The following is a 19,509-nucleotide window of genomic DNA, read 5'->3' as shown; positions in this document are numbered from 1 at the left end:
TCTTCTTTACATTATACAGGGTTTTCAAAAAATTTCAAGCAGTCTTCTCTCTTTTGCTATTTTTTTCTTTTTGCTCTAATCTCCACCCGTCGATTCTTTGCCCTCTCTTCGCTTATTGGTTCGGTTTCCCCCTTGGAGATTATCACGATATTTTGCCCGGGAATTCCACGAGCTTTCAACCATTTGGCTACCGTATCTGCCCGTTCTTTCCCCATTTTCTGATTTACCGTAAGAGAACCAATCTCATCCGCATGGCCAATCACTTCAAAAACAACGGAGGAAGGATTTTCGAGAGAGGCAAACCACTCTTCAAGCTTTTGTTGATGAGCCTCAGTGAGTATGGCTGAAGCAAAAGCAAACTCATCTATCACCACACGCCACTCTGTGATTTCTCCTTTTTTCTGTTCTTCTTTTGGAGTTTCCTGTACCACTGCCTTTAGAGGGGGCACATTCGTCACCATCCCGTTCGTTGGGAGATGTTCAGCCACAGCATTTGAGTAAACGGCTTTTTCCTCCCGCAAAGAAGGCTTTGGTACTTCTTTCGTCTTCACCACCCCTTCTGGAGGAAGCGATACCCCCATCCAGTAGGTGATCACACGAGAAGCCCCTGCCTCAAGCTTTTGCACGGGATAAAACATCGTCACTCCTGTGGCTGGCAAAAGTCCAAAGAGAGGCACTCTCCTCACAGGGGTTTCGCCTGGATAATCATAAAACTGCTTCCATTCCGCAAAGGCCCCCCTCTGCCAGAGAGGATTCTGAGCCACTATGGTAAAACCCGGGAGATTGGTTTCCTGACTATACACCGCCCACTGAGTGATCAGTGTCCTGCCCTGAAGAAGGGTTTCCTGAGTAATTTTCACACTCCCATTGCCTACCACAAGAGGAGAGGCAAAAGGAGCCACCACATCAAAAAGAAGTTGCACGCCAAAAGAAGCTGCCCTTTTTTCGACATTGGTAATGGCCAAAACCACCAAAACCCCATCACCAAGATCTTCTTTTTTCAAAGGGGAGAGAAAAATATCCCACTTCAGCCCCCTTGCCTCCCAGGAGACAAAAATCCCCCCATTGGTGAACACCGGTCTCTGATGAAAAAATCCCACCGCCGAACCCACAGGAATTATTTTTCCATCAATAGACATCATAAGAAGGGATGTCGGCGGACGATTTGGTTTAAGAAACACACCCACCCCATCAAGAGAAAACGAAAGCCCAAAAGAGGTATCATCATAAAGCCCCGCCATGATCTTCCCGTTACTCAGAATCTGATGATCTGCATACATCATGCCTGCGAAAAGAAAAAACAACCAGACAATTCGTTTCATCCCTTTCTCCTCAAAAATGTGTATATCCTCTACGAATATTTTCTCTCTCCACCCTCTCTCCATACCAGAAAAGTTGCCTCTCCCTCTCTACAATTTTCCCCACACACGTCACGGAAACCCCGGCTACTACCGGGGGAATCTTTTCCGGTGAGGTAAAAATAATCTCGTAATCCTCCCCCCCTCCTAAAGCATACGACCAGGGAAGTTCAAAAGGAGAATTCCCCCTTTCTCTTTCCGGTACAGGCATTCTTTCTATATGCACCTCATATCCTACCCCACTTTCGTCGGCAATATGGTCAAGATCAGCCACAAAACCATCGCTACAATCAATCGCTGCCGTTAGATGGTAGGAAGAAACCAGCACCTGCATAAGGGATACCCGACATGGGGGATAGAGATGCCTGCGTGCCCATTCCTCTTTTTTCTCGCCATGGATCTCTTTCCCCAACAATACCTCAAGTCCTAAAGCACTTTCCCCCAAAGTCCCAGTGACATAAATACTATCTCCTACCTGAGCCCCAGAACGGAGGACCGGCTTCTCAAAGGGTCTGCCAAGGACAGTAAGAGAAAAAAAAAGTGTCCCCGACCTCACCGTATCCCCTCCCAGGAGAACAATCCCAAAATCTCCCATCGCCTTCTCAAAGCCAGCAAGAAAAGCCTCGTACATCACATCGCTAAAGGAAAGAGGTAGCCCAACGGTGAGAAGAGCATAAAGGGGTTTTCCTCCCATAGCCACAATATCACTGGCACTACTGGCAAGACTCTTGTATCCCACCCCATCCATAGGCCACGAGGAAAGAAAATGCACCCCCTCCACCATCGCATCTGTGGTCCAGAGAAGACCTTCCGGTATGACGGCGGCATCATCCCCTATTCCTATACCCCCTTCAGGTGTTCCTCCGATGGTGTTTCGAATACGATCGATCCAGCGAAACTCACCCGAAAGCGACAAAGGTTTTTTCCTCTTGTCCACCATCATGAAGACTTCCCCAACAAGAAGTCCTTGAAACGCTGAATGTGTTCATCCTTCCCGGCCACAATCAGGCGATCCCCCTCCTGAATCGCATACTTTGGATCAGGAGGAACAGACAACACCTCAGAAAACCGGGGAGAAAAATGTTCATCAAGTTCTCCATACCGATGGCGTATCCCCACAATATTGAGGTGAAATTTCTGCCGAAGATCCAGTTCCTCAATAGTCATATACATAATAGGAGTGGTGGCCGCTACTTCAACAACCACATACTCATTGCTCAGTTCCTGATAAGAAACAATAAGTTCCCCCTGATTGACCAGGGTGCGTGCCCATTTTTGAGCGGTCTCTTTTTCGGGCTCTATAATCTCGGTCACCCCCAAAAGCCTGAAAATCTCTGCATGTTCACGGGTATTGGCCCTGGCATAGATATTAAGCACATTATGATTTTTGAGAATCAGGGCTATAAGGACACTGGCAGTAATATCCTCTCCAATACAGACAACCGCCGATTGAATCTGGCTATCCTCTATCACATTGGCCAATTCCTCTTCCTTGGTGGCATCACAGATCTTGAGAGAACAATTCGGTTTCTCTCGAAAAGCCCGGAGATTCTTTTCCTCTTTGTCTAAGAGAACTACAGGAACCCCCTGTGCAATGAGGTTCTCCGCCAAATGGGTCCCAAATCGTCCAAGCCCAATCACAAGAAAATCCCTTTTACTTTCTGTTTCTCTCATACCCCATCCCTTTTCAAGGCAAATGATTATGACACAAACAGGGGGGAAAGTCAAATTTTTACACTTCCCCTCGTTCTTCCTGTCTTCTCACTTGAAAAAACACTATACCGAGAGTATAGTATTTTCAGATGAAAGAGAGTACGGAGGGCACTATGAAAAAATACCTCATCATTTTCTGGTTATTGGCCAGTACCTTTCAGGGGGCAACCCTCACCATTGTGATCACCGACAAGGGCAAACCTGTCGCCGACGCGATGGTACTGATCAAAGAAAAAGGTCTTCAGGAAACCACTGATGAATCCGGTCGGGTCACTTTTTCTCTTGAAGAGGGGGCTTATACCCTCATCATAGCCAAACCAGGCTACGAAAAACACACCAGCCAGCTCATTCTTCCTGCAAGTGGGATGACACGAACTGTCTCTCTCTCCCGCATTCATCTCTCAGGGGGAGAAATCACGGTTGAGGGGAAACGAGAACAGGGGAAAGTCCCCACCGCCAAGGTTATTTCTCAGGAAGAAGTGAAAAGCGTTTCGCAGAGCTTCTATAACGACGCCACGAAAGTTCTCCAGACCATGCCCGGGGTAGGAAGTAGTGGCTCTATGTTCGACGCCGCTATGTACATCCAGGGAGGAGACCAATTCGAACAGATGAACTACCTTGATGGGCTTTTCATCCTCCAATCACAGCGCTGGAACGGCCGCATCAGCATGTTCAATCCAAACTGGATAGAAACCATTGATCTGTACACCGCAGGTTACCCTGCCTCCTATGCCCAGGGACTTTCCGGCCAGGTGGTGGTAAAAGTGAAAGAAGGCAACAAAGAAAAACTCCACGGCTTCTGGGATATGTCCAGTGCCACCATGGAAGTAGGACTGGATGGTCCTCTCACCAGCAATCAGACCTTCTACTTCAATATCAGGCGAACCTTTTATGACCTCACGGCTCCCCTTTTTATGCCAGACAGAGCTGGGCAACAATTTCCCTATACCACCGACGGTATCCTCAAATGGGTATGGCGTCCCACTTCCTCTGACAAATTGAGCCTTCTTCTCTACGCCGGAGACGAGGGTATGAAATGGAAACTCACCGGTGATCCCCAGAACGGAGAACCCATGGCGGGAGATTTTACCTATGGTATTTTCCAGGCCATTGGCCTCGTGAAATACGACCATAGCTTCAACGAAAAAGATGCGTTTGATCTTCTCTTTGGTACCGTTTACCTCCAGAATAATGGAAGACTCTATGCGGCCCCTGTCTCGGAACAAACATGGACTCAAAAGGTAGTCTATCTTCAGGGAGCAGGAAATCTCTATATCAATTCTATCAAAAGACACAAGATCCAGTTAGGCGGAATGAGCCTCTACTCATGGATGCCTGAGACCCTCTACAAGGCCTATTTCTATAGAGTGGATGCCTTGGGCAACTGGACCAACTATGCCTCCTACGATATAAACATAAGCAATAGTCGCTACCCCTATGTTCAGGCCTACCTTCAGGACAACTGGGAATTTCTTTCCTCCTGGATCCTGGAAGTTGGAGGGCGTGGGGAGTACTTCGATCAAACCCAGGAATCTCTTTTCACCCCTGCTGGAGGACTCAAATGGGAAGCCACAGAAAACCTCTCTTTTTACGTCCGTGGGGGATATTATGGCATGTTCCCATGGTTTGGCACCTACCTCAACGAAGAATATGGAAATCCTGATCTCATCTCGCAAAAGGCACGCCATCTCATAGGAGGAACTGAGTACACCTCTTCTCGATGGGTATTCCGTGTCGAAGGCTTCGGCAAGTGGTACGAAGACCTCATCGCAGAAGATACAGAGAAGAATTTCAACAACGACAAAGAACGTGTCGCCTACGGAGGAGCTTTCTTCCTCCAGAAGAAAAAAGAGAAAAACGACTGGTGGAGCGGCTGGATTACCTACACCTATGTCCACGCTGATGAAAAAGTCACCAATATGGGGCCCGTAAACCCTTATGATCCCTCTCCTGTGCCAATTGATGAATGGTATACCCCCTCTTTCCTCAGAGAACATACCCTCTCCCTCACACTTGAACTCATCAACCGCTACAAGTCGGGTAGCAAATGGATAGACTGGCTCTACAACTGGAAAGTCGGACTGGAATTCCAGTTGATGAGTGGGCACCCCTATACCCCTGTGACCAATTTTATCGTCCAGGATATACCCGGGGTAGGTACCCAATACTATCTCTTCCCCGGAAAGTATAACAGCGAATGGACACCCCTCTATCATCGTCTCGACCTCAAGATCACCTTCCCTTCCAGTCCTTTTGATTTTCTCAAGGTCTTTGGACTCAAGTTTGAATCCTCATCCTATATTGCCTTCCTCAATATTTACAACCACGAAAATATCGTTGATTATCAGTATGCTGTGGTAAACAATGAACTCAAAAAAATCCCCATCAAGGATTTCTCCTTTATGATCCTTGGTGGTATGCGAATAGAATTTTAGGAGGATGATTATGAAACAATGGCTCTGGACACTCTTGGCTGTGGTAAGCACAGGCTTTGCTCAGGAAACCAATCTCTCCACTATCGCCCAGGAAGCTCCCTCAAAAACGGTAGCAAAAGTGAGCTTCATGGACACACTTCTTGAGTTTCACCGAATGGGCGGGGTGTTCATGTACCCTCTTTATATCCTGTCAGTTCTGGGGCTTGCCTATGTGTTAGAACGGTTTGTCTTCTACACCTTCAGACAAAAACTTTGCGAAGAGGAGTTTCTTTCTCTCTGCAAATCAGAGGCTTCTCTCTCCGAGATCGAACAAAAGGTAAAAGAAGGAAAATCCCGAACTGCCTCGGTTTTGAAAGAAATTTTCCGGCTCTCTTCAAAACGAAAACGTCTTGAAGACCTCGATAAGGTTTTGGAGATGGAACTCAACGCCCATATAGGAGAACTCCAAAGGGGATTTACCATGATGTCGGCCATCATCAATCTTGCCCCCCTGGTGGGATTTTTGGGAACCGTTTCCGGAATGATTGGAGCCTTCCGCTCTATTGCCCTTGCTGACCAGGTATCCATCACCCTTGTCGCCAAGGGAATCTATGAGGCTCTCATCACCACCGAAGTAGGTCTTGTTATAGCCATTACCATCAATTTCTTCTATAGCCTCTTCACACAAAAGTTAGAGCGCTTCACACAGGTAACCATGGAAGCAGGAGAAAATCTCATTGAGAGGATAGTAGAACATGAAAGTGAAAGGTAAACGGGCTGTCGTAGAAATCCCTACCGCCAGCCAATCCGATATAGCTTTTCTCTTGATTATTTTCTTCCTTATCACGGCCTCCTTTGCGGTGAAAACAGGTATTCCTCTTGCCTACCCAAAGAAAGAATCCCTCCCCAAAGAAGTTTACAAACAGGAGATTACCACCCTCCACATAGGGAAAAATGGCCTCTTTTTAGCCGGCAAAGTGGTGGAAAAAACCTCTCTTGCGGATGCCTTGGCTCTGCTTCCCCAGCGATACCTCGTCGTAGAAGTCGAGAAAGGACTTGCCTACGGTGAGGTGGTGAGTGTACTTTCCCTTTTGCAGGACAGTGGCAAAGAAATCTCGTTGAGGGTAGTCCCATGAAAAGGCCTCCTATTACTCTCCCCCCTTCTCTCCCTGTGGTCGCGATGGGAGATATTGCCTTTCTCCTTCTGGTGTTCTTTCTTGTGACCACAGCCCTTGACCAGAGCCGAAAACTGGAGATAGAGATCCCGGCGGCAAAAAAGGTAGCCCAGATTCCCCAGGAGGAAATCTTTACGGTTTTTATAGACAAAGAGGGAAAACTCTACTACAAAGGAAACGAAAAAAGCCTTGCCGAAATCCAGTTTCTTCACGAAAGACACGCCGCGCTTTTCCGAAAACCCATTGTCCAGATCATCGCGGACAAAAACCTTGCCTTTGAAAAGATAGACGAGGTGGTACAAACACTACGAAAAAATCGTCCTATCCGCCTTTCGTTTGTCTGTCGGGAGGAGTTATGAGAATGCGATACTGGATTCTTCTTTCTCTTCTCATCCATCTTGTGGTAGCGGTGGGTTTTTCCATGCGCATTACCTGGCGAAAGAAACACTACGTTGATCTCTCGTACCTCACCGTGATTGATTTTCAGGAATACAAGCCTCAACCCCAACAGCCAACCCCCATCACCCCCAAAAAGGAAGGGGATATCACTCCCTCAGAGAAACCCCCTGTGGAGGAAATAGAGACCAACACCACAGAAACCCCACCCCCACCATCAAAAGACTTCCTGCCCTTTTATTTAGTGGATGATCTTCCTGTGCCCCTCTCTCGCATTTCCCCCGACTATCCCGAGGAAGCACGACGCCTTGGTATTGAAGGGGCTGTGGTGGTAAAACTCTACATCAACGAACGAGGCGAGGTCGAGGATATCGAGGTGGTCAAAAGCCCTGATAAACTCCTCTCCGAGGCCGCTCTCAAAAGCCTCTCCAAAGCCCGTTTCTCTCCTGCACGAGCCGGAGGAAAACCTATGCCTGTTGTGCTGGAGTTTACCCTGCGTTTCCGACTAAAGTAAGTGGCATCTCACACACTCTCTCATTATACTATACCAGAGGCCACAGAAAAGGAGAAACCCATGAAACACCTGTTTTCTCTTTGGTTTATTTTTGTCCCTCTTCTTGTGAGAGGTATCACCATTGAAGGAAGGCTTCTCCACAGGTTTACCCTTGAACCTATTAAACATGGCACTATTGTCCTCAAGGCTTCCAACCAGATCCCTCTTATCGCCTATAGTGACGAAAGGGGATACTTTGTTTTTGAAGATATCCCCCAGGAAAAAATCTTGATAGAAACCAAGGTCACAGGATTTTACAGCGAAAAGGCTACTCTCTTCCCCAAAGAGAAGGTATTTCTCCCTCTTTACCTCACTCCACTCCCCACCGCCTCAGGTGGAGAGATTGAGGTCACTGCTGAAAGACAACGGGCTACGGCAAAAACGACGGTACATCGTACCGATATCCAGAAAGCCACATCCTCCCTCACCTCCGATCCTGTGGATACCCTCAAACAAATGCCCGGCGTAGAGTCCATCTCCTCCAGCGATATGGGAACAGGCTCAAAACTCAGTGTTCGAGGGGGAGAAGGTTTTGAAACCGCTGCCGATCTTGATGGACTCTTTTTGAGAAGTTTTTTTCATCGGGGAATTATTCCGGATTCGCTTTTCATTGATGATATGCTCGAAGAAATGGTCCTCTACAAAGGCGTGGCCCCGGTGGAATATGGTCAAATTCTCTCTGGTTTTCTCTCAGTGAGACAGATAAACCCACCCGTCGGTTTCCATGGAAAACTCCATACAGGCCTTCTCTCCACCTACCTCACCCTTTACGGCAAAACCGAAGACGACACATGGCAATGGGCAAATGGGATACGAAGAACCTACTATGACCTTGTTTTGCCCCTCTTTTTCCAGGAAAGTACCGACACCCGCAACATCCAGATCCCTTACTATCTCGATATCCACGGCAAAATCCAGTATAAACACAACGCTGACAAACTCCTTTTCAGCTACCTTATCTCCCTTGAACCGGGGTATTTTACCAATCTTGAACCAGGAAACGAGATCAAAGGAGGGTTTTTGTACCGCTATCTCGGGTGTAATCTTGAGTGGACACATTCAGTAAGTTCAAACCTCGTGATAGAGCAGTCATTGAATCTTCTCCAAAACGACAATATCGGAGGACTTGAATTTCAGACGAATGTGACCACACGCTTCGAGGACCGGTGGCTTTTTCTCCGTTATCGCCTCATGCCCCGATTCTTTCTTTCGGAAAACCTCTCTCTTTTTGGAGGGGGAGAGGTCATGTTCTACCCGGTTATTTCCTATTCCAATGTGGTGAGAGGACTCTACACCAACATCATCACCCTGCAGGTTGAGTACACAAACTTTGCCGAAACCGTGGCTTCTACAAACACCGCCTTTTTTGCCGGATTTGGCGGCATAGAGTGGGTGCTTTTTGAGAAAAAACTCGTGCTTCTTCCCGCGATACGAATCAACTCTTTCCCTGTGGCCAATCGTTTTTCTCTGGATCCCCGTTTCAATGCCGAATGGCGTTTTTCCAAAGAGAGTAAGCTCTTTGTGGGTATTGGACATCTCTCGCAGTGGCCAACAGAACCCTTCATCTTTGCCTTTTACACCACCAATGAGGAAAAACGAAACATCCCCGGTGTATGGCATGCCACCCTTGGAGGCCAATGGCTCCTTTCAGAGGTATGGGAAATCAATACAGAAGCGTATGTGAAACACTACGAAAACCCTGTCACTCGTGTCTCCAATATCCAGATGGAATTCCAGAGTGGGGGTATGAAAAAAGAGATTGCCGGTATAGAACTCTTTGTACGAAAACTGAAAGGAGGATTCCCCCTCTATGGCTGGATAAGTGGAAGCTTCCGAAACGAGTGGTACTACCTTGAAGAGGGCACTGACCCCAACAGTTTTGCTGGCGTTTCTATCAGCGCCGATGAGAATGGCAACATCCAGAGTAGCGTCGCCTCCGCCTGGCAGTACGCCCGGGCGCCCCTCCACACCTGGTTTTCCATTCCTGCTTACAAGGCAAACCTCACCGCGATATGGGACTTTGCAAGACACTGGAGTCTCACCGCCGAGTTTCAGTACGAATCGAGAGGATATATCACGCCCATCGAAGGGGGAGAGGCTGTCACTATTGGTACCAATACCCTCTATATACCCAAGTATGGCTCTTTTCTTTCAGAAAAACTTCCCGACAGGCATCAGTTGAACCTCAAAATCGAATGGACACCAAGTTGGTGGGGACTCCCGTGGGGACTGTATATTCAAATCATGAACATCTACAATTACCGAGAGGTGTACTACAGCTACACCGACGATTACTCCAGCCGAAAAACCAATCTCTCACCGTTAGGTATCTACGGCTACGGGGGAATATGGGTGCGCTGGTAAGTTTTCTCCAAACTATTCTGAGACCTTTGCACGAATGTGCAAAGGTCTCAAAAAAGCCATAAAAAAAACAAGAAATAGGATAAAAATATTTTCCTCTTTTTGAACCAAAAAGACAAATAAGCCCTTGGAAACAGAAAAACTGGGGTTTCAGGGGCGTAGCCCCTGACCCAGACAGGGGAAGAAAAGACCCCTGCAAGGGTCTTTATTCTCTGAATACCGGAAGAAAAAGCGAAAGAATCTCCTCATACTTTCTCTCGAGTTTTTCATCTGTATAGCCAGCAAGGCGAGACAGGGGACTGGGAGAAGGAAGACAGACGATCTTTCGTTGAACACTCTCTGTATGTTCAAATGCCCTTTCAAGATGAGAAGCCACATAACGGCTGGTGAGAAAAAGAACCTCCGCTTGAAAAACTATCTCTTCCAAATACGGATTCCATCGAAGAGGGACAATATCCCTATCTGAGGCTTTTCCTTCACTCTCAACCTCTATATAGAGATCGGTTATTCCTAAATCTCCTCTATCCAGAAGACGCTTTCTCTCTTCGATAGCTTCTTTTGTTTCCCATCCCGCTGAGAGTCTCTCTGAATCTACCACCCCCCGACGAAAAAAAATCCTCGCTAACGTTGGCCAGAATCTATTCCCCTCTCCTCCATAAAAATAATCCACATCTCTCTCCGGATGTATCCTGCCAAAGGCTTCCTTTACCAGTACCGAAGGAAAACTCCCCACAAACCAGTACCTGCGCCCTCGACAGGTGAAAAAAGCCTCCTCAAGATAACGATGGAAAATCCTCACCATGGCTACTCATGGGGTGTCCCCATCCCAGAAACAGGATGGGTGGTGGCAAGCTTAATCTCAAGGGCCTTTTCTTTCAAAAGATGCATAAGTTCCTGACGAACCTCATACGGAAGATAGAGAAACGAGAGACTGTACACATACTCCTCTTCCTGCCTGAGAATCTCTCGCCCCACCACACACTCCAGTTGAATATTTCCTCTCTCCCTCGGAATGAGAAGATAGTACACCGCCTTTTTATCCAGCCGGGGACCACGAATACGACACCCCTCCCAGCTGAGATCCATCAGAAGCACCTTTACTGGTTGTTGCTGACGAATATCCCGCAAAAAGACCGTAATCCCAAAGGGCAACCTCTCATACCGCCGCTCTGCCGACAGGTAAATTTCCTTTGGCAAAGAAATCACAAAGGTATCATTGAGCCTCACTTCAAGTACCCTTACCTTGCCCCTGAAATGAAAACGCTCCACCGTATAGGCTATCACCATTTCATCCCCTTTGTCAATCACAAACTGAAGGGTTGGCACATAGCGAAGAACCACACCAGATGGTACCCGTTCTTTTACCTCTGTTTCAAAGAGATAAAATTTTCCATCCTTGACAATCTCACACTCCACATGATAGCCAACCAGAAGGGGATAGATACGCTTGAGTTCCCTTTCATGTCGCTTGCTCACCTGGAGTCTCTTGAGAGAATGGAGAAAAAACTCACTATAACGCTCAAGAACATACGCCGGTACTGCCTGGGCTGTCTTTTCTACCTTTTTGAAGTCAGTAATCAGGTCCTGAATGGCTTCATATTGAGCCGGAGAAATCTTCGGTTTCACCACTAATGGAGAACGGATCTTTTTCATCACAGGGATCTCTATCACCGTCTTGCGATATCGTTTGATCACCTCCCGAAACCACACAAAAATAAGTCCGCTCAAAGCAAAGCCTATGAGAAAACCAACAAGAGACCCTACCCGATTGATTCTCTGAAAACTCTCCGAAATCATCTGAATGATATTGCCATCCATCCGTTACTCCTTTCCAAACAATTTTTCATAGGGCACAGGTGGACTGAAATAAAACCCCTGGGCATAGTCAATACCAAGTTCCTTCACCTTTTGCCAGACCACCTCATTGTGGACATATTCTGCCACCGTCTTGGCCCCTAAATCCTTCGCAAGTTGGCATATAGAACGAACAAGACTATAGGCTGTCTCGTCCTTATCAAGGTTTTTGATAAGCGAACCATCTATTTTGATAAAATGGGGTCTCAATGAAAACACATGGTAGAAATTCGAATACCCTGCCCCAAAGTCATCAATGGCCAATTTGCACCCCAAAGCCAAAAAGGGTTGCAGGGCCTCTTTGATCTCCTCATAGTTTTGAATACTTTCCGACTCGGTAATTTCCATCACAATACGACCAGCATCATCAAAGTTGGAAAAAGACGTCAAAAGAAAATGCTTGAGTTTTTTATCCGCCAAATCCTCGGGGGTAAAATTGATAGACACCTGATAGGGCATGGTCCTAAAATGATCTAAGGCATGCATCACCACCGCCCTTGAGATAAACGAATAAAGATTGGCCTGTTTAGCCAAGGTGAGAAAAGTAAGGGGCGGTATCATCTCCCCGGAAGGAAGTTGAATCCGAACAAGCGCCTCATACTTTTCCACCTTCCCCGTATGGTTATTGACAATGGGTTGATAAAAGTTCACCAAATACGAATGCTGAATAGCCTCTCTTACCTTGCCAAGGGTTTTGAGATTTTCCTCGGTCTGGTGAGAGATTTCTTTCATGTCCTCAGCAATGAAAAAGAAGGTATGCATCACCTTCGCTTTTTTGAGAAGACCTGCCATCACCGACAGAACCGCATTGCCTTCCACCCCCGCAGAAAGGAGATTGGCGCCAAGTATCCCGGCAATAAAAGAAAGATAAATCTGTTGCCCGGCCACATCATAGGCAAGATTGGAAAGATTTTCAAGAAAATAGGTGGCCATCACCTCAAGTTCTCTTCTCTCCATCGGCTGATCAATAACCAACAAAAACCTATCCGCCCAGAGTTTATACAGAAAAGTCCTTGGATAAATGGAAAGGCTTGAAAGCCGCTGGGCCGTCTGGACAAGTACCCTATCCCCCATGCTACTCCCAAAATACATGTTCCACTCACTGAAGTTCTCAATATCAAAGAGAAGGAGATTGGGATGTTCAAACGTCGAAAAATCCTCCAAGAACTTGTTCCCATTGGGAAGCCCTGTCAATTTATCATGATAGTAATTGTACCGAAGTTGCTGAAAGAGTTTGTCATTGGCATAATAACTTGCCTCAAGCGTCTCCGCCAAACGATTGAAAGCAAGAACTGTCTCCCACATCTCATCCACGATACCCTCTTCTACAGGAATCCGATAGTGATAATCCTGATGCTCAAAGCGACTCACCCCCTCTAAAAAAGAACGCCACGTTTTTGCAAAACGCCCCAATACCCGATGTTGCACCACAAGATACACCAGAAGAAAAAGAACTAAAATGGCAAGTCCAATATACACAAAGTGTCGTATAAGCACACTAAAAAGCCTCACCTGAAGATACCCCACCATGACAAGACCAGGCCTCAGAACCCGCATGAACCATACCCCATCATACGTAAAGAGTGGCCCAACACTCCCCTCCGTCAAAAGCCTTGCCGCCTCTTGTTTTACCACTTCCTGCCACTCATTCTGGAGAAGGGGAAATTTTGTGAGCACCACACTCTGGTATTTAGGAAGAGTTACTAAAAAAAGCCCCCACTCCTCTGCCGCCGACGCATGATAAAGCGGACGAATAGGCACAAGGGAAAGTGTCTCTTTCTCCCTGAGCCACACATACGGGACCCCATTTATCCAGAGAAGCCCCCCGGCAGAAAGATTCTCTTGCTGCTGAAAAAACGACATCCCCACTTTCTCCCCTATTCCAGGGTCCTTCCCCGAAAGAAGCCTGCCACTGCTATCAAAAACTGCCTCAGGAGAAGAAAACGAACGCTCGACATCCTCTACAAAAATCTCAAACATTTTCATGGTCGTCGAGCGCATTTCCCGGCGAAGAATGTACATAAAAAAGACATCAAGGAACACAAAAACAAAGAGAAGAGAGACAAACAAGAGGACACCTGTAAAGAAAGCCATCCGTTTTTCCAGTTTCATACCCCTTCCTTTTCGTAGTATTATCGGCTCACCAAGAGGCAAAAGATAAATCCTTTTTTCTTCTCTTTCTCTTCTGTCAAAAATTTGTTTTGCCCCTGCTACACGCAGGGGCAAAACCTGTTTTTTTAGGGCTTTTGCACCTCATAGAGAGCCGCTGAAACCGGTGGAAGCACCAAAGGAACCCCCGCTGTTTTCAAAAGCCTGTTGGTGGTTTTCCCGACCTCAAACGACACATCAGGAAGAGTTCCCAAAAGATCCCGAAGCACATAATTTCCCTTCACAGGAAGCCCTGCCGCCTTCCAGAGAGTTTCAGGAAGCTTGAGCACAAAGCGTTTTTCCTCCCTCTCAAAATTCGCCACAACCACAACCATTTTCCCCTCGGTATAGCGCGCAAAGGCAATAATCCCATCACTAAACCCTTCACTCTGAGGAAGTTTTTTCTCACCAATTTGCACAGGTTCATTGGCAAAGGCAAGATCATACATTCTCCCACCAGCAAGCGCCGGGTGGGTCTTGACCGTGGCAAGAAGCTTCTGATAAAAGGAGCGAAGTTTTTTCTGGTCCTCTGAGAGAAGACCTCCATCAAACTTGCCTCCATTCACCCATTTCTGGTGTTCTGGTACCCCCCAGAAGTCAAAAATAGTGGTCCGACCATCATCTCCGCCAAATCCTTCCTTGCCCGCCGCAGGTTCTCCTACCTCCTGCCCAAAATAGATCATCACAGGACCAGCGTACACACCGGCCACCACGGTCATCCCTGGTACTCCCATCCACGGATCAGCAGCAAAATTTTTGGAGGCAATCCTTTCTTCATCATGGTTCTCAAGAAAGGCAAGCATACGATCTGAAAAATCTTTCACCTTCAGCCAGGCATAATAAAAGCCTTTTCTATCATAGGTGGGCTTTTTCTTCATGAAGGGTTTCACAGAGTCATAGAGACCAACCTTGTCATAGAGGTAGTCAAACTTGCCTTCGGTGAGGTATTTCTTGTAGGCTGAAGGGTTGTAAATCTCTGCGATAAATATCACCTGAGGGTATTTCTCCTTCACCTGAGGAATCACCCAACCCCAGAACTCCACAGGAACCATCTCTGCCATATCACACCTGAAACCATCTACCCCTTTCCCTGCCCAGTAGAGAAGAATATCTCTCATCTTGATCCAGGTATTGGGAATAGGAACAAAATAGGTCTTTCTTTTATTCTGGATATCCACTCCATAATTCAATTTCACGGTTTCAAACCAGTCTCCCATGGAGGGTTTAGAGGAGAACACATCATTTCCTGTCACCTTTGCCGGAATCTCCCTGAAAACACCATCCTCCCCCAGAAGGGTTATATCCTTCCCCGCCGGGTCATACCCTTTGGGAACCTCAAAAGCCGTTCCGGGAAGATAGTAGAAATTGTTATTCGGATCAAAAGCCACATTGGTATTATCCCCCTCACCTAAGTCTTTCACCCCCTTGGGCCTTGCAAGAGATTTGTACCCACGAGCCACATGATTGGGCACAAAGTCAATGATGACCTTCATCCCATGCTTATGGGTTCTCTCCACCAGAGCCTGAAATTCCTCCATCCTTTTCGGGACGTTGTACGCAAGAAGCGGAGAAACATCATAATAGTCCCTGATAGCATAGGGTGAACCAGCCCTTCCCTTCACCACATCAGGGTCATCTAACGGTATCCCATACTGACGAAAATCCTCCATCGTCGCATGGGCAATCACTCCCGTATACCAGATGTAGTCTACCCCAAACGCTTTCAAGGCATCCAGCGCCGTATCCGTAATGTCGTTAAAACGAGACACCCCATTCTGGGCCATACTTCCATAAAACACGCGATTGGTATTGGTGTTGGCAAAAAGGCGAGTCATCATCTGGTAGATAACGATTTTTCGCGTTTCAGGCACATAGACCATCTCATTTCTATCCGGTGGCAGATCCTTCAGAGACAGAGACGGCCCACAGGCCACCAGCACCAGAAACATCAAGAAAAACCCTTGTCTTTTCATCGGTTTCCTCCTCTTCTCTTTGTCCTTTCAGTATAACGAAAAATCAAAAAAAAGCAAGAGGGGAAATTTTTTGGTAACGTTCTTTTCAAAATATACTCCTCAAAGAAGCCCCCTTCCTTATTTCGACTCTCAATATTTTGAGTATTTTGCCGATAAAACATATATCCCATTCAGGAGGCTACGCTATGAAATTCGGAGAGGTACTTCTTCATCTCAAGATGATTACCGAAAAACAACTCCAGATGGCTCTCGAAGAACAAGAATACAATATTCAGACCACCAATTACACAGAACCGATTGGCTACATCCTTCTCCGAAATGGTGTCATCACCCCTGAACAACACGAAGAGGCTCTTCTCTTTTATTTTCGACAGTTAGCAGAAGATGCGAGTGAACCCCCCTATGTCAGAGAAACCGCCCGTGTTGCCTGCCAGGCTCTTGAGAACAAGAACCGACAAAATACCCTTTCCGAAGAAACCAAGCTTGCCATCCTGAAGCAAATCAAAGAATATGAAGAACGTATTGCCTATCTTGAGAAATCCCTCACCGCCCTGAATGACATGGATCCCTCCCCTGTGGTTCAGGAATCCCTTGAAAGAGAAAACCGGGAACTCAAAAGCCTCATCCAGAAAATTCAAAACCTTCGTCATGATTTAGAGGTATTCAGTGCATGAAACACCATCATCTTCTTTGGTTATGTCTTTTCTCACTTCTTCTCATGGGACAGAAACGCTTTTTCAACTATATGGGACTCACCCTTGGACAAACCCAACAACAAGCTGAAGATATCATCGCCAGTAGTGAAGATTTCAAGATTGACGAGTCTCGCTTCTTTGGCAAAATCAATGAACAAACCCCTTTTATTCTCAAGGCAACCTACAAACCTTTTATCAATAACCTGTACCTGCAGTTCTATTCTAATATCTGTTTTCATATTACGATTGAGTATAACTCCAACTATTTTGATTACCTTTCCTTGGCCGAAAAATTAGAAGACATCTATGGCAAACCCTCTATAAGAACAGCCAACTTCGCTGCCTGGTATGGGGTTCTCACCAATGGCACCCGAGGAGAAAATGGAGAGATTGATGTAAGGCTCCAACTTGAGGCCCCTTCGACTGTCAAGGTGTATGATTATGTCCTCATGAAAAAGATGAATGCAGAACTCAGCAATATCATTTTCCTTATCACCAACCAGACGATTATCGAAACCGAAAAGCGTCGCCTCATGAATGAACTCTAAAAAAGGGGGAGGCGTCCTTCCCCAAAAACTCTTCTCCTTCCCCACACCACCATTTCCATTGTATACGCCGTCGATCACACCCAAATCCAAGGTATGGTCATCTCCCTATTTTATTTTTTCTCATCAAAGAGACAATATGTACCTTCAGGGTGTCATTCCACATATGAAATTGAATAGCTATTTCCACATTTCTTAATGAACAGGGAAATAACACGAGAAAGCTCTGTTCTTTCACCCCCTTTTTTTCTGTACCCCACCGGGCCGCTTTTGCGGTTGTGTGTCCTTTGTCGTAAGGGGGAAGTCCTTCCGGAGTGAGGGTGCAGGAGGCACCCGGGGCGACATCTTTTGTTGCTTTTCCCCAAAAGCCCACCGAAGCGTAGCCGCGGGGACCCCGCTTTAGCGGGGAATCGGCGAAGCAAGGTGGGCGCTATACTTCCGAAGTCAGGAGGACGAGTTGATGTCGCCCACGGAGGAAGGACTTCCCCTGGAAGGAGAGGATGTTTTTCTCCTTGCCCGCAAAAGCGGCCCATTGTCCGTCCGAGGCGCATGCGTAGCATGCGACGAGGACAACGTTCCTTTTGTCCCATGCAGGAGCGCTTCGTGGAAAAAGAAAAATGGGTAACAAAAAGAGCCCAAAACTGAAAAAGAAAAGATGGTCAAACAAGTATTCACTTTTTGTGTGAAGATAACCATTCTGTATGAATGTGGAACGACACAATATGTACCTTCGGGGCATTGACAAAGAGAAAATTTTCACTATAATAAAAGCGCTAAAAACCACACGCAAGGAGAAAACGATGAACAAGGTTGAAAAACTTCCCTTCTGGAAGCAGGCAATGTTTGCGTTAGGCCAGATGGGCTGGTCGCTCGCCTCCTATAGTGTAGCCAATCTCATAGCCTATTTTTATCTCCCCCCCGAAGGTCAGGGGCAAAGTCTTTTTCCTGCTTTCATCTATCAGGGATATATCTTTGGTTCGCTCACCATCATTGGTCTCATCAATGCCTTCAGCCGGATTTTTGATGCGGTCACAGATCCTATCGTGGCGGGTCTCAGCGATAGATCTCGTTTTCGCTTGGGGCGAAGACGTACTTTTCTCATCATCAGTTTTGTCCCCTTTGTCATCACCTCTATCTTAGTATTTGTTCCGATTGTGCCCTATCAGAGTCCCATCAATGTCGTCTGGCTCACCGTGATGATTCTTCTCTATTACTGGTTTTTTACGCTTTTCTGTACCCCCTATAATGCCTGGCTGAGTGAACTCGGCCATACCCCTGAAGAGAGACTCAATTTAGCCACCTGGATTTCTATCACCTGGGCACTGGGCTTTGCTTTAGGAAATACTGTCTATCTCGTTCAGGGCATATTTGAAAAATCCGGTTTCTCCTCTCTTCATAGTTTTCAACTGGCTCTTGTGATTTATGGAGTTATCGCCCTTATTCTTATGGCTCTTCCCATCATCACCATCGATGAAAATCGTTATTGCGAACGACATGTCTCCACAGAAGGTTCTTTTGAAGCCGTTGTCTCTGCCTTCAAAAACAAAAACTTTTTCTATTTTACCCTCTCTGATTTTGCCTACTGGGTGGCGCTCACCTTCATCCAATCGGGGATTGTGTATTACACCACCGTTCTTCTTGGATTAGAAAAAGCCCATGCCACTACCTTTATGACGGTGATGTTTGTCCTGAGTTTCGTATTCTATGTACCCATCAACCTGATAGCCAAAGCCATTGGCAAGAAACTCATGCTCTCCATTGCCTTTGTTCTCTTCTCCCTGGTCTTTGTCCTTGTGTTCTGGCTCGGAAAATTCCCCCTCTCTCCCTTCTGGCAGGGCATCATGTTAGTGGTGCTTGCCTCACTCCCCATTGCCATCTTCGGTATCCTTCCCAATGCGATTGTGGCTGATATCGCTGACGCCGATGGAAAACAAAAAGGAAACTACAAAGCCGCTGTCTTTTTCGGGGCTCGAACCTTTATGATGAAGATGGGCATTGCGTTCACCAACCTCATGTTTCCCTCTATCATCAATCTTGGTCGAAGTACAGAAAACGATGTCGGGGTAAGACTCACCGGTGTGGTGGCTTTTGTCTTCTGCCTTTTAGGGCTTGTTTTTTTCCTTCTGTATAAAGAGAAGGAGATTTTGGCTATTATTTCCTCGCCACAAAAACCCACAGAGCAAGAGAGATAACAGAAAGACCCTGCCCAAAGCAGGACCTTCAAAAAAAACGGGGAGAAGTGGTGGGTCTTCTCCCCGTGGCTGAATAAAGGAGATCTGTTAAGTCAGTAGGTATGGTTCTTGATGAGAGGTATCTCTTTATTA

At 46.6% G+C, this 19,509-nt stretch carries 16 protein-coding genes; 9 read left to right on the top strand and 7 right to left on the bottom strand.

All coding sequences use genetic code 11. The annotated features are described in order from the left end of the window. Window positions 1-56 precede the first annotated feature (56 nt). The 3 genes from BREVNS_RS05660 to BREVNS_RS05650 are packed head-to-tail and all read right to left on the bottom strand — an operon-like array spanning window position 57 to window position 3,032. Window positions 57-1,322, bottom strand: coding sequence for an OmpA family protein (locus BREVNS_RS05660; RefSeq protein WP_483426053.1), 1,266 nt, complete (start codon window positions 1,320-1,322; stop codon window positions 57-59). 10 nt (window positions 1,323-1,332) lie between these two features. Further along, window positions 1,333-2,301 carry a thiamine-phosphate kinase gene (gene thiL / locus BREVNS_RS05655; RefSeq protein ID WP_483426052.1) on the bottom strand — a complete coding sequence of 323 codons (969 nt, stop codon included), beginning with the start codon at window positions 2,299-2,301 and terminating at the stop codon, window positions 1,333-1,335. Further along, the gene (locus tag BREVNS_RS05650; RefSeq protein WP_483426051.1) at window positions 2,298-3,032 is read right to left on the bottom strand and encodes a potassium channel family protein; all 735 of its coding nucleotides are present in this window, start codon (window positions 3,030-3,032) and stop codon (window positions 2,298-2,300) included. Before BREVNS_RS05650 ends, thiL begins: the two co-directional genes overlap by 4 nt. 152 nt (window positions 3,033-3,184) lie before the next feature. On the opposite strand from BREVNS_RS05650, the gene BREVNS_RS05645 reads away from it, so the two are divergent. The 6 genes from BREVNS_RS05645 to BREVNS_RS05620 are packed head-to-tail and all read left to right on the top strand — an operon-like array spanning window position 3,185 to window position 9,973. Continuing rightward, complete coding sequence (locus tag BREVNS_RS05645) at window positions 3,185-5,506, top strand: TonB-dependent receptor (RefSeq protein ID WP_483426050.1); 2,322 nt, start codon at window positions 3,185-3,187, stop codon at window positions 5,504-5,506. Between the two features lie 10 nt (window positions 5,507-5,516). Then, entirely contained in the window at window positions 5,517-6,257 is a 741-nt protein-coding gene (locus BREVNS_RS05640) for a MotA/TolQ/ExbB proton channel family protein (protein ID WP_483426049.1), read from the top strand. Further along, a complete protein-coding gene (locus BREVNS_RS05635) occupies window positions 6,241-6,621 on the top strand; it encodes an ExbD/TolR family protein (protein WP_483426048.1) in 381 nt (126 codons plus the stop codon). The genes BREVNS_RS05640 and BREVNS_RS05635 overlap by 17 nt, the downstream gene beginning before the upstream one ends. Then, on the top strand, window positions 6,618-7,019 hold the full coding sequence (locus BREVNS_RS05630) for an ExbD/TolR family protein (RefSeq protein ID WP_483426047.1): 402 nt from the start codon (window positions 6,618-6,620) through the stop codon (window positions 7,017-7,019). The genes BREVNS_RS05635 and BREVNS_RS05630 overlap by 4 nt, the downstream gene beginning before the upstream one ends. Before the next feature lie 2 nt (window positions 7,020-7,021). Continuing rightward, window positions 7,022-7,570, top strand: a complete 549-nt coding sequence (locus BREVNS_RS05625) for an energy transducer TonB (RefSeq protein ID WP_483426046.1) — start codon at window positions 7,022-7,024, stop codon at window positions 7,568-7,570. Window positions 7,571-7,630: 60 nt separating this feature from the next. After that, window positions 7,631-9,973, top strand: coding sequence for a TonB-dependent receptor plug domain-containing protein (locus BREVNS_RS05620; RefSeq protein WP_483426045.1), 2,343 nt, complete (start codon window positions 7,631-7,633; stop codon window positions 9,971-9,973). A gap of 202 nt (window positions 9,974-10,175) precedes the next feature. On the opposite strand, the gene BREVNS_RS05615 is transcribed toward BREVNS_RS05620, so the two are convergent. From BREVNS_RS05615 to BREVNS_RS05600, 4 genes are all read right to left on the bottom strand, one after another. Next, a complete protein-coding gene (locus BREVNS_RS05615; RefSeq protein WP_483426044.1) occupies window positions 10,176-10,772 on the bottom strand; it encodes a uracil-DNA glycosylase family protein in 597 nt (198 codons plus the stop codon). A 2-nt stretch (window positions 10,773-10,774) separates the two neighbouring features. After that, window positions 10,775-11,788: a PilZ domain-containing protein gene (locus BREVNS_RS05610; protein ID WP_483426043.1), complete on the bottom strand. Its 1,014-nt coding sequence runs from the start codon at window positions 11,786-11,788 to the stop codon at window positions 10,775-10,777. 3 nt (window positions 11,789-11,791) lie between these two features. Then, a complete protein-coding gene (locus BREVNS_RS05605) occupies window positions 11,792-13,936 on the bottom strand; it encodes an EAL domain-containing protein (RefSeq protein ID WP_483426042.1) in 2,145 nt (714 codons plus the stop codon). A 125-nt stretch (window positions 13,937-14,061) separates the two neighbouring features. Continuing rightward, window positions 14,062-15,945, bottom strand: a complete 1,884-nt coding sequence (locus tag BREVNS_RS05600; protein ID WP_483426041.1) for an alpha-amylase family glycosyl hydrolase — start codon at window positions 15,943-15,945, stop codon at window positions 14,062-14,064. A gap of 185 nt (window positions 15,946-16,130) precedes the next feature. Here BREVNS_RS05600 and BREVNS_RS05595 point away from each other — a divergent pair, with 185 nt between their 5' ends. The 3 genes from BREVNS_RS05595 to BREVNS_RS05585 all read left to right on the top strand — a co-directional run bounded on the left by BREVNS_RS05595 (window position 16,131) and on the right by BREVNS_RS05585 (window position 19,377). Continuing rightward, a complete protein-coding gene (locus tag BREVNS_RS05595) occupies window positions 16,131-16,619 on the top strand; it encodes a hypothetical protein (protein WP_483426040.1) in 489 nt (162 codons plus the stop codon). Continuing rightward, window positions 16,616-17,188 carry a hypothetical protein gene (locus BREVNS_RS05590; protein WP_483426039.1) on the top strand — a complete coding sequence of 191 codons (573 nt, stop codon included), beginning with the start codon at window positions 16,616-16,618 and terminating at the stop codon, window positions 17,186-17,188. Before BREVNS_RS05595 ends, BREVNS_RS05590 begins: the two co-directional genes overlap by 4 nt. Window positions 17,189-17,985: 797 nt before the next feature. Next, the gene (locus BREVNS_RS05585) at window positions 17,986-19,377 is read left to right on the top strand and encodes an MFS transporter (protein WP_483426038.1); all 1,392 of its coding nucleotides are present in this window, start codon (window positions 17,986-17,988) and stop codon (window positions 19,375-19,377) included. Window positions 19,378-19,509 lie beyond the last annotated feature (132 nt).

Origin of the sequence: Longinema margulisiae (genome assembly GCF_025266855.1) — a bacterium.
Classification (GTDB): domain Bacteria; phylum Spirochaetota; class Brevinematia; order Brevinematales; family Thermospiraceae; genus Thermospira.
This window is presented reverse-complemented; position numbering and strand designations above follow the sequence as displayed.